15 protein-coding genes are annotated in these 11,765 nt (G+C 39.8%); all 15 read right to left on the minus strand.

Going from position 1 to position 11,765, the window contains the following annotated elements; all coding sequences use genetic code 11:
* Positions 1 to 3: 3 nt before the first annotated feature.
* Entirely contained in the window at positions 4 to 468 is a 465-nt protein-coding gene (ccmE, locus tag DS885_RS03305; RefSeq protein WP_113817981.1) for a cytochrome c maturation protein CcmE, read from the minus strand.
* Positions 465 to 671, minus strand: a complete 207-nt coding sequence (gene ccmD, locus DS885_RS03310) for a heme exporter protein CcmD (protein ID WP_113817982.1) — start codon at positions 669 to 671, stop codon at positions 465 to 467. The genes ccmE and ccmD overlap by 4 nt, the downstream gene beginning before the upstream one ends.
* A gap of 1 nt (position 672) precedes the next feature.
* Complete coding sequence (locus DS885_RS03315) at positions 673 to 1,419, minus strand: heme ABC transporter permease (protein ID WP_113817983.1); 747 nt, start codon at positions 1,417 to 1,419, stop codon at positions 673 to 675.
* Positions 1,420 to 1,444: 25 nt separating this feature from the next.
* Positions 1,445 to 2,113: a heme exporter protein CcmB gene (ccmB, locus tag DS885_RS03320; protein WP_113817984.1), complete on the minus strand. Its 669-nt coding sequence runs from the start codon at positions 2,111 to 2,113 to the stop codon at positions 1,445 to 1,447.
* A complete protein-coding gene (gene ccmA / locus DS885_RS03325) occupies positions 2,106 to 2,744 on the minus strand; it encodes a cytochrome c biogenesis heme-transporting ATPase CcmA (protein ID WP_113817985.1) in 639 nt (212 codons plus the stop codon). The genes ccmB and ccmA overlap by 8 nt, the downstream gene beginning before the upstream one ends.
* A gap of 209 nt (positions 2,745 to 2,953) precedes the next feature.
* Positions 2,954 to 3,346 carry a DUF2802 domain-containing protein gene (locus DS885_RS03330; protein ID WP_113817986.1) on the minus strand — a complete coding sequence of 131 codons (393 nt, stop codon included), beginning with the start codon at positions 3,344 to 3,346 and terminating at the stop codon, positions 2,954 to 2,956.
* A 26-nt stretch (positions 3,347 to 3,372) separates the two neighbouring features.
* Positions 3,373 to 3,861, minus strand: a complete 489-nt coding sequence (locus DS885_RS03335; RefSeq protein ID WP_113817987.1) for a chemotaxis protein CheW — start codon at positions 3,859 to 3,861, stop codon at positions 3,373 to 3,375.
* Positions 3,862 to 3,905: 44 nt separating this feature from the next.
* Positions 3,906 to 4,571, minus strand: a complete 666-nt coding sequence (locus DS885_RS03340) for a chemotaxis protein CheW (protein ID WP_113817988.1) — start codon at positions 4,569 to 4,571, stop codon at positions 3,906 to 3,908.
* The gene (locus tag DS885_RS03345) at positions 4,572 to 5,345 is read right to left on the minus strand and encodes a ParA family protein (RefSeq protein WP_113817989.1); all 774 of its coding nucleotides are present in this window, start codon (positions 5,343 to 5,345) and stop codon (positions 4,572 to 4,574) included.
* Positions 5,346 to 5,347: 2 nt separating this feature from the next.
* Positions 5,348 to 6,304 (minus strand): flagellar motor protein MotB, encoded by a 957-nt coding sequence (locus DS885_RS03350; protein ID WP_113817990.1) that lies wholly within the window; start codon positions 6,302 to 6,304, stop codon positions 5,348 to 5,350.
* Positions 6,304 to 7,056: a flagellar motor protein gene (locus tag DS885_RS03355; protein WP_113817991.1), complete on the minus strand. Its 753-nt coding sequence runs from the start codon at positions 7,054 to 7,056 to the stop codon at positions 6,304 to 6,306. The genes DS885_RS03350 and DS885_RS03355 overlap by 1 nt, the downstream gene beginning before the upstream one ends.
* On the minus strand, positions 7,049 to 8,182 hold the full coding sequence (locus tag DS885_RS03360) for a protein-glutamate methylesterase/protein-glutamine glutaminase (protein WP_113817992.1): 1,134 nt from the start codon (positions 8,180 to 8,182) through the stop codon (positions 7,049 to 7,051). Before DS885_RS03360 ends, DS885_RS03355 begins: the two co-directional genes overlap by 8 nt.
* A 12-nt stretch (positions 8,183 to 8,194) precedes the next feature.
* A complete protein-coding gene (locus DS885_RS03365) occupies positions 8,195 to 10,480 on the minus strand; it encodes a chemotaxis protein CheA (RefSeq protein WP_113817993.1) in 2,286 nt (761 codons plus the stop codon).
* A 12-nt stretch (positions 10,481 to 10,492) separates the two neighbouring features.
* Entirely contained in the window at positions 10,493 to 11,257 is a 765-nt protein-coding gene (locus DS885_RS03370) for a protein phosphatase CheZ (protein ID WP_113817994.1), read from the minus strand.
* A gap of 15 nt (positions 11,258 to 11,272) precedes the next feature.
* Positions 11,273 to 11,656, minus strand: a complete 384-nt coding sequence (gene cheY, locus DS885_RS03375; protein WP_113817995.1) for a chemotaxis response regulator CheY — start codon at positions 11,654 to 11,656, stop codon at positions 11,273 to 11,275.
* Positions 11,657 to 11,765: the final 109 nt, after the last annotated feature.

An 11,765-nucleotide genomic window follows, 5' to 3' on the forward strand; every position in this document is an offset into this window, starting at 1 on the left:
GCCCTATGGTTCTGTAGTTAATGTAGGCATGCCTTTCACCGCATCAGCGACTTCAGGTGGCATATATTCTTCGTCATGCTTTGCTAGTACTTCAAAGGCTTCAATACTGTTGATGCTTTTTAAGGTGCCCTGCGCCACAATGCCCTGCCCCTCACGAAACAGATCCGGCAAAATACCATCAAAGAAAACAGTTACTTGTCCGGCTTTATTATCCACTAGATCAAAGCTGACTTTTAAACTATCAGGGTCACGTTTAACAGAGCCTGTTAATACCATGCCCCCAACACGTAAACGCTGACCAATCTCAGGTTTTACACCAGTTTCATTTTTGCCCTTTAAGATTTCATTAGGGGTATAAAATAGATCGATATTCTGCTGCAGTGCAAACAAGGTCAAGCCCATTGCCAGCGATAAACCTAGGATCAAAGAGGAGGTAATCAATAAACGCTTTTTACGTCTAGGATTCATAAATTATGTTCTCTATTATTAGCCGCTTTAATACGTTTTTCACGTTGTAAACGTTGCGCCACTTGCTTAAATATTTTCTTTCTAGTCAATACGCTATGGCTAATTAAGGTGATCACACTGAGTAAAGAAACACCATAGGCTAGCCACACATAAAAGCTATAACCACCCATTGCAAGAAAGTCTGAAAAAGATGTAAACGCCATATTAACCTCGTTGCTTAGCTTGCACTAATTTAACCACCCAAGCTCGATGCTGCTCTCTTTGTAACAACTCATTACGAAAACGATACAAGATCATAAACCCTAAGAAAGTGGCAAAACTAAAAATCATCATTAATAACGGAATGAGCATTTCAGTGGCAATAGAAGGTTGCTCAAATTTAGTGATGGTGGCACCTTGATGTAGGGTATTCCACCACACCACAGAGAAATGGATAATAGGTAAATTGATCACCCCGACTAAAGTCAAAATAGAGGCTGCTCTTCCTGCTAATACTTTATCGGAAAACGCATTATATAAGGCGATAATACCCATATAAACAAATAACAAAATGAGTTCAGAAGTTAATCTTGCATCCCAAACCCACCAAGCCCCCCACATAGGCTTACCCCAGGCTGCACCAGTAAATAAAGCAATAAAAGTATACACAGCACCAATTGGAGCCGTCGCAGCAACCGCCATTTCCGCTAAACGCACTTGCCAAACTAACCCAACAAAAGCTGCAATAGCCATAGTTGAGTAAGCGGCCATCGCCATCATCGCAGCAGGAACATGGATATAGATAATACGAAAACTATCCCCCTGTTGGTAATCAGCAGGTGCAAAGGCTAATCCCCATACAATTCCAACTAGGAAGCTAGGAATGGTCAATATTAAAAACCAAGGCATCAATTTCCCAGCTAACGCATAACTGTGTTCAGCTTTTGCATAGGGGTGTAACCACTTCAACATAATTAAATCTCTAACTTAAACATAGTTAACTGATACTCACACGTAAGGCTGCGGCAATAGCAAAAGGCGCTAAGGTGATTGCTCCTACTAACATAGCCGCTAACAGCAGCACAAAACCTAAATAATCTTGCCCCGAAGCAGCAGCTTCCACGGCCATTGTTGAAAAAATTAAAATAGGGATACTCAAGGGCAACATGATCAAACTTAACAATATGCCACCTTTACGCAAACCTACGGTTAATGCAACCCCAATAGCCCCTAATAGACTTAATATTGGTGTTCCAATGAGTAGTGTCAGAGAAAGTGCATAAAAAGCATCTATTTGTAATGATAAAAAAATCGCCAACAAGGGACTGATAATTAAAATAGGCAAGCTAGTTAACAACCAATGCGCTAATACCTTTGCACTCACTAACCAAGCTAATGGATAGGGAGAAAGCATCATTTGCTCTAAAGACCCGTCAATATAATCATCTTTAAATAAACGTTCAAAAGAGAGTAACGCAGCCAATAAAGCAGCAACCCAAATAACGCCTGGCGCAATGCGTGATAATAAAGTGGGATCTGTACCTAATCCTAATGGGAATAACGTCACCACAATAATAAAAAACCAAATTGGATTTAAAATCGCACTTTGGTGACGAAATGCAGCCAGCAAATCTTGGCGTACAACCTGTATAAAAACATTAAACATAATGTTCCTCTACCGTCGCTTTAGTTAAAAATAGCTTTTTATAGTTGGCTTCAGGTATCGATAAAGCTTGGTGCGTTGTTAACACCACTATTCCACCTTGCTGTGCATGTTTGATTAAACATGTTTCTAACGACTTAATCGCCTCTTTATCAAGGGAAGTAAAAGGTTCATCTAGGATCCACAATTTACACTCAGTGAAATACATTCTCGCTAATGCAATGCGGCGTTGTTGTCCTGCTGAAAGCTGTGCTGCTGGAATATCCTCATAACCCACTAACCCAACCTTAAGTAACACATCATACAGATCAACATCAGTTTGACTTGAATATAAACGTTGAAAGCCCTGACAGTTTTCTAAGGCTGTTAACTCTGCTTTCACACCTGATTTATGCCCTAGGTAAAGGAGATCCTGATAATAAGTTTCTCGTTGCGCAGTTATTTTTTGTTGCTGCCAATAAACGTCGCCCGAATAAGCAGAAGACAACCCTGTTAACAAAGCTAATAAACTACTTTTACCCACGCCGTTAGGCCCTTCAATATGAAGGATCTCGCCTGGTTTAACGATTAAGTTTAATTGCTTGAACAAAACACGCTGTTCACGAACACAAGTTAAATCTTTGCACTCCAGCATTGTTTTTACCCTTATTAACAGACCTAGAAAATAGTGGCGGATCCTACCATAGAAAACAACGATGAGTAACTATCAGGAAATCGGTAATGCCATCAATAATGGCATTAAGAGAGGGTTTAAGATTAAGTAAAGTGAAAGTATTAACTGACTCTGATGCTACAGAGTAACCACCCATCTATACACGCTATAAACACTACCTTAAGCAGTGATTATTTACGATGTAAGTTAAGCAGTAACTCCGCTTCTGCCCGAGGTAACTCACATTCCAACATCAGCTCTTCAATACTAGCACCCAATTCCACCATTTTCGTGGCACGAGTGTACAGACGATTTTCAGGGGCTGAGGCCACTAGATCCACTTGATGTTCTTGGATCTTATTCACAGTGCGATCCAGTTGTTGTAGCTTCTTACCTAAACCAATCGCCCCAGAGTGAACTTCAGTAAACTGCTTTTTATTACTCTCTTGTTGCGCTAATAAAGATTTAACTAATATTTCAAGACTACGGTTCTTTTTAGCCACTTTTTTAAATAAAAAAAATGTTGTAGCAAAACTCGCAATGGCTAACACAAGCGCTAGCCAAGGAATATATTGTATTAACATAGACACCTAATTTAGGTCGTGATCATTTACAGCAAATGTAACTCATCCCATTCGTCATCAGTCAGTAATTTATTAAGATCCACTAAAATTAATAAACCGCTATCACGATTGCAGACACCTTGAATGAATTGTGAACTTTCTTCCGTACCCACGTGAGGCGCAGCTTCGATCTCTGATTTTTTCAAATAAACCACTTCAGCAACACTATCTACTAAAATACCAATGACTTGCTTTTCAGCTTCAATAATCACAATACGTGTACTATCTGTAATATCAGCAGGCATTAATCCAAAACGTGTACGTGTATCAATAACAGTGACAACGTTACCACGTAAGTTAATAATCCCTAACACATATTGTGGTGCACCGGGTACAGCTGCAATTTCAGTATAACGCAGTATCTCTTGTACCTGCATTACATTAATGCCGTAAGTTTCATTATCTAATAGAAACGTAACACGTTGTAAGATTTCATCATTAGACGCTTTGTCTGACAAACTAGATTCTCTATTCATTTTTATCTCTACTTATCTTATTGATTAATTAAATTCAGCTTAATTTAGCTGCGAATGTCCATTCCCTGACTTAATAACTTCACTAACTCTTCTGCATGAATTAAAGCACACATTTTTTGCTTCACCATACCCGCTAGCCAAGGGCGTGATCCTTTTTTATCACGCCATCTAATTTGATCCTTGTTGAGAGACTCTGTACCAAGCAACTTTTCACAGGATAATCCCCAAGCCGTACTGCCTAATAAAATAAAGTGCGTATATTGAAGATCCTGTGCATTTTTACCTAGCTGCAACCAAGTAGCCGTATCCACAATATTGTATAACCGCTCGTTATGGCTCATTACACCACGGAACCAAGCAGGTTTGCCCATTAAGAAGTTCAGTGAATCGCTAAGCTGATAAATCCCGCCTAAATCGGTTAAAGGAATTGCAAAAGTAACCTGATTTAACTCAAAAAACAGAACTTGAAAGTTATCTTCAACCTGTAAGTTCTGCCACTCTTCCTGTTCTGCTTGTTGGTTTTGTTGCGTTGCCTTTTCTACCGCTACATCGGTCTCCGAAAACACTAAATTTTTCGGCAAGGTTGAGATATCAACATGAACAGGCTCAGCAAATTCTGTTTCTTTGCTTACCGGTACTTCAGCGGTTTGATCATCTCGAAGCATCGAGTCAAAATAATTTTTCATTGCTTCGTTATTGTTATTCTTCATCTAATTCTGCTCAGTTTGTAACAAATAATTTAACAAGGTTTCGTAGGCAAATGCGCCTCTACACTTTTTCATATAATGTGAGATAGGCAAATGCGCTAAACTCGCATCCCTAAATTTAGTATCGATTGGGATAACCCCTTTCCATACTTTGCCTTGATAGGTTGTTTGTAAATCATTTAATGTATTAATTGACGCTCTAGTGCGTTTATCAAACATAGTCGGAATAATGCAATAGTTAAAGTCATCACCCCGAGAATATTGCATAATTCCCAGTGTTTGCACCATTCTTTGCAAACCTTTCGAGGCTAAAAATTCAGTTTGTACTGGAATAAGAATACGCTCACATGCCGCTAACGCATTCACCATCATGACTCCTAATACTGGTGGGCAATCTATTAATACAAAATCATAATCGTCTTCCACTAACTTTAATTGTTTCTTGAGAAACAATCCCATCCCTTCTTGATTACCTAACACTCTGTCTAATGTCGCCAAGGACATAGAAGCAGGGATCAAAGATAAATTATCAACCTCTGTGGGTAATATCAATTGCAACAACCCCGAACGAGTCGTCGCTGGATCTTGAAATAAATCATATAGACTGACAGGTAACTGGTCCGAATCATATTCTAAGTAACTGGTTAAAGAGGCATGTGGGTCAGTATCAATGACCAACACACGGTAACCTCGATCAATCAGCAGACCCGCCAGCGAAATCACTGTTGTGGTTTTACCTACACCACCTTTTTGATTTGAAATAGTCCAAATTTTCACCGTCACTCCTGCCTTGTGGTAATGATGAGTCGCCCATCTGGGCCATATATTTCACGTATTTCACTGCTGTCTGGTGTTACTGCACCTGAAGGCCCTGCTGTTGCATTTTGCTCAGTTGGCCGCCTAATGCTGATCAATGGCTTTTTATAGAGCGCATATTTAGAGATGGCAATCACTACGCGGCGACTTCTTAACTTATCTTCAACGCCATTGCCGTTAATCACCGGATAAAATCTTCCATAGCCTTCCATCACCATTCGCTGCTCTTCAACACCCTGCTCAGCTAATGCTTTTAAAACACTAATTGATCGCATTGCTGATAATTCCCAATTAGACGCGTATATCTCATTGGAAATCGTATCAGGGTCTGTATAACCTCGTAACCTCAACATATTGTTCACCGGAGCTAATACTTTAGCTATCTGCTCAATATTGCGTTTTGCACCATTTAATAAGGTGTGGCTAGCGTTGGCAAACAATAATGGTCCACTCATTTCAATGGTTAACCAGTCACCTTCTAAATCAACACTAAATGCACCAGTTTCTAATTCCGTCTGTAAAGTTGATTCTAATGACAGCTGTAACTCTTGTAAGGACTTGCCTGTATAAGTTTGTGCAGGGCTAGATAGTTGCTCACTCTCAAGTTCACTGACATGACCTAAAGCAAACTCCTCTCCATCGCTGAGTAACGCGGGCCCTGTATTGTCTTTTATGTCGTTGCTACGCTTAGTTAGAATACCATTGGCGTTGGAACCACTATGCGGCGCTTCTACAAATTTGCTAGCCTGCTGGATAATTTCAATGACTTCTTGATATTTTTCTTCGTTATTCAAGGACACCGCATATAACACCACAAACAGCGCAAACATTAAGGTCATGTAATCAGCATAGGACACAGTCCAGCGATGAACATGATTACTATGTGCTTTATGTGCGTTACGTCTATGATAAATAGGCATTAATAAACGGCTCTAGCTAAATAACCGTGTAATCGACGTTCTAATAACAAACTATTTTCACCATGTGCAATGGCAATCACACCTACCATAGTCATCTCATTACATAGCGCTTTGTGTTGATAATTTAAACGTATCTTATTGGCGATCGGTAAAAACAAAAAGTTTGCAAAGGCCACACCGTAAATGGTTGCCACAAAGGCAACGGCAATGCCTTGACCTAACAACTCAGGTTGGTCCAGAAAAGCCATGGCTTGAATCAAGCCCAATACAGCACCGATAATACCAATGGTTGGACTATAACCGCCCATCGCATCAAACACTTGCGCGCTACGCTCATGTTGATCCATTTCTAATTCGATCTCTTGCTCTAGGATCTGTTGTAAATCCACAGGGTCACAACCATCCACTAGCATAGCTAAGGCCATTTCTGAAAAGCTATCCAAGTCATCTGTGTTTTGCTTTTCTAAACTTAACAACCCCTCTTGTCGAGAGATCACAGACCAACGTTTTAATAAATTAATCTGTATTTCCAATAACACAGCAGGTCTAGCAAATAGGTTAACTAATTGTTTAAATGCATGCTGTAACTGTTTGAATGAAGATTGAATTAAAATTGCGCCTAGCGTGCCACCAAACACAATCAAAAAAGCTGCCAAATCAAATAGGCTACTCAAAGGGGCATCATGATAAAGCTGCGCAAAGATAATGCACACAGCAATCACAATGAAACCGAGCAGCCCTATTTTACTCATGCTTTAATTCCACCAAAATACGTTGTGCAACTTGATCTAATGCGATTGATTCAGTAGCAATGCCAGCTTTAGCAACGGCTTGAGGCATACCATAAACAACACAACTCGCTTCGTCTTGCGCCCATATTTCAGCGCCTTTGTCTTTTAGTAAACGAGCACCATCACGACCATCGGCTCCCATTCCTGTTAAAATAACGGCTAATACTTTGTTGCCATAAGACTTTGCTAAGGAGGCAAAGGTAATATCAACACTGGGTTTATAATTTAATGCTTCATTACCTTCGTGGATCTTCACTTGTCCATTAGGACCAATCAACATCTGTTTGCCTCCCGGTGCTAAATAAGCACAGCCCGGCTTTAACGTATCACCTGTTGCCGCTTCTTTTACCGATATTTTACAATTGCTATTCAATCTATCGGCAAATGCTTTAGTAAAGGTACCTGGCATATGCTGAACCAGTACAATAGGTAGTTTAAAATGAGCAGGTAAGGCAGTCAGTATTTTTTGTAATGCAACCGGTCCACCTGTTGAGGTGCCAATAGCTAATACATTGTAATTTTTCCCCGATGCTTTATGTCGCTTTAACGCAGCTGGTTTAGGTGTTAATTCATTACGCTCATTAGCTGGAGTTAAACGAGTTGCAGCAGGCTTTGCAATGCTACTTGCTGGAGTTGTTAGTGGTGTTTTGGTCGCTAGTCCTGCTTTCTTTTCCGGCACACGCATAACACGACGTTTAGCAATCTGTTGAATGCGTTGCTGTAGTAAGGTAGTAGCTTCCTCTTTATCACGCGCGATATCTTCAAATTTCTTTGGTAAGAAATCACAAGCACCGGCTTCTAATGCATCTAATGTAGCGCTAGCACCTTGGTGGGTTAAGGAAGAAAACATTAAAATAGGTGTGGGTGCCACATCCATGATTTTTTGTACTGCGGTAATGCCATCCATTACCGGCATTTCAACATCCATGGTGATCACATCAGGTTTATGTTTGAGCACCATATCAATTGATTCTTTACCATTATTAGCAGTAGCGATCACTTCCAAATAAGGTGAAGCGTTGATTATTTCACTGACTCTACGACGAAAAAAATTCGAATCATCAACGACTAAGACTTTGATTGCCATTCACTTTTTCCTTTATGCGTAATGCTTTAATAAGCTAGGTAAATCTAAAATTAAAGCAATACCACCGTCACTAGTAATGGTTGCACCCGCCATGCCTGGTGTACCTGATAACAATTTATCTAAGGCTTTAATAACGACTTCTTCTTGTCCTAATAGTCCATCTACTACAAAGGCAACTTGTTGAATGCCTAACTGCACGATCACCACATGCCCTAAACCATCACCTTTTTCAGCACGCGGTGATTGTGGTGCAAGCCAATCTCGTAAATAAAATAGCGGCACAGCATGGTCACGAATAACCACAGTCAGTTGCCCATTAACAACATTGGTTTTAGCTAAGTCAAAGTGGAAAATTTCATTAACGTTAGTCAATGGTAAAGCAAAGGTTTGATTTGCTACTAGCACCATTAAGGTCGGTAAAATAGCTAATGTTAATGGCACTTTTATCTCTAAACGAGTCCCTTTACCGATTTCAGAATCGATCGAGATAGTCCCGTTTAATTTAGTGATACTTGTTTTCACTACATCCATGCCAACACCGCGACCAGAAATATCAGATATTTCTACTTTGGTAGAGAAGCCAGGTGCAAATATTAACGAGTAAGCATCTTTATCACTCATGCGATCCGCAGCATCTTGATCCAAGATCCCTTTACCGATAGCAATTTGTTTTAATTTTTCCGCATCCATACCAGCACCATCATCTTCAATCACTAGTAAGATGTGGTCACCTTCCTGAGCGGCAGACAATAATACTCGGCCTTGTGTTTCTTTACCCGACTGCATACGTGTCTCTGGCATCTCAATACCATGGTCAACGGAGTTACGCACTAAATGCACTAAAGGATCGGCTAAAGCTTCCACTAAATTTTTATCTAAATCCGTCTCTTCACCCACTAAATCCAAACGAATATTTTTACCAAGCTGACGAGCTAAGTCTCTGACAACACGAGGGAACTTACCGAATACTTTCTTGATCGGTTGCATACGTGTTTTCATTACTGAACCTTGTAAATCGCTGGTGACAATAGCAAGGTTAGCAACAGCACGTGAGATCTCTTCATTTTCAGAGGTTGACTCTAAACTCACTAAACGATTACGCACCAGTACTAACTCACCAACCATATTCATAATTTCATCTAATGTACTGGTATCCACACGAACCGTTTGTTCAGCTTGTGGTTTAGGCGCTTTAACCGGGGCTTTTTTATCAGCAACAGGGGCTTTAACAGCAGCACTCGGAGCCGCTTTTACTGGCTCAGCTTTTGCTACTGGTGTTGGTGCTTTAGATTGAGGCGCTTTAGATGCTGTTGCAGCAGCTTGTTCAATGACAGGTGCAGCGGTATTCATTTTACCTACACCATGTAACTCATCTAACAATGATTCAAATTCATCTTCAGTAATTTCATCAGAAACTGCTGCAGGCGCTTCAACTTTAGGCGCGCCGCCATGCGAGCCTTTACCATGAAGTTCATCTAATAAATTTTCAAACTCATCTTCACTGATTTCATTACTGCTCGTTGCCTCTACTGGTTTCTCAGATGTAGAAACAGTTGCACTATGTTTACCAGCGCCATGTAATTCATCTAATAGCGACTCAAATTCATCTTCGGTAATTTCATCACTAACAGCTTGCGCTGCAGCTGGTTTAGCAGCCACAGGAGTAGGTGAATGTTTACCGACTCCATGTAAATCATCTAATAAGCTTTCGAATTCATCTTCTGTAATTTCATCACTTACTTCCTGTGCAGGGGAATCAGCAGTAGGTTTAGCGTGTAATTCATCTAATAAACTTTCAAATTCAGCTTCATTAATATCATCAATATTATTGCTACTAGCTTCTGGAGTTTCTATAACAGGCTCAACCACGATTGGCTCAGGAGTTTCTTCGACAATAGGCTCAGCCGTTTCGGGTTTACTTAAGCGGTGTAATGAATTCAAAATATCAGAAGAGGCTTTTTCTGCAGGCTCACCATTTTGTACCGCAGAAAACTGTTCATTGATAATATCTAATGCGGCTAAAATGGTATCCATTAAATCAGAATCAACAGATCGGGCACCTTGGCGTAACCCATCGAATACGTTTTCTGCACCATGACAGGTTTCAACTAACTCTGTTAAAGATAGAAAACCTGCACCACCTTTTACCGTATGAAAACCACGGAAGATAGCATTAAGTAACTCTACGTCATTAGGATTGTTTTCTAATTCAACAAGCTGTTCAGAAAGTAATTCTAAAATTTCTCCTGCTTCAACCAAAAAATCCTGCAGGATCTCATCATCTACTTCAAATGTCATTTCCTAGTTCCTTTAAAATCCTAAGCTTGAAAGCAGGTCATCTACGTCATCTTGTCCATTAACAACGTCGGTACGGGATTCGGCATCAATAATTGGCCCTTCCGTTTTAATATTACTCTTGGTTTCTGCAACTACTTTTTGTTGTTCAACGGAAGAGTCTAGCTCTCTCTGTGTACTACATACTTTCAGAATAACCACTAACTTCGATTCAATCTCTTGTACTAACTCAATAACACGATTAATGATCTGTCCAGTTAAGTCTTGGAACTCTTGAGCCATTAAAATCTCACTCAATTTATCACGAAATAGATTGGCACTTTGTTTAGAGTAATTTAAAAAATCGTCAACGGAATGACACATGGATTTAAACTCACCTAACGCTAAATCACGCGTCATCAAATTACCCCAGCTTGGCATAACCTGATCTAAGTCAGTAATCAATTTGTCAGCAACAGGTAAGCAATGATCGATAGCATCCATAGTGGTGTTGGCTGCTTTATCGGTCATTTCAATAACGTAATTTAAGCGATTTTTAGCATCAGGCAGTTCATGGCCAGCTAAATCTAATAAACGCGTATCGTTATGAAAACTTAATAGTGCTTCGTGTAACTCACGGGTTAATTCACCCACTTGCCCAAATAACACACTTTCTGTTGTATTAAAAAACGAAACACTTTCTACAATTTTATTAGCCTCTTCAACTTGCTCGGCTTCTAAATGTGCAACTAACGCTTTAGCTTCAGAAAGTGATAGGTGTGGCATTATTTCACTTGCCATACTTAACTCCTTAAATTAAGCCAAACGCTCAAAGATTTTGTCTAGTTTCTCTTTCAATGTACCAGCAGTAAACGGCTTGATAATGTAACCATTAACCCCTGCCTGTGCTGCTTCAATGATCTGCTCGCGTTTTGCCTCAGCAGTCACCATTAACACTGGAAGGTGTTTTAAATTAGGATCTTTACGGATCTCTTTTAATAACTGGATCCCTTCCATAATTGGCATATTCCAATCCGTCACAACAAACTCAAAGTCACCGTTTTTTAGCATAGGTAATGCCGTGTGACCATCATCTGCTTCATAGGTATTAGTGAAACCTAAATCCCTTAATAAGTTTTTAATTATTCTTCTCATTGTTGAGAAATCATCAACAATCAAAACCTTCATTTCTTTATTCAAAATATTCCCCTAGAACAACAATCTACCTATTACTATATATATGTAGTTAATTATCTTTAACTAACTAACATACTGCGGGCCATTATCACCAAAATCCATTGCCAATAAC

It is taken from the genome of Psychromonas sp. B3M02 (assembly GCF_003318165.1).
Lineage (GTDB): Bacteria > Pseudomonadota > Gammaproteobacteria > Enterobacterales > Psychromonadaceae > Psychromonas.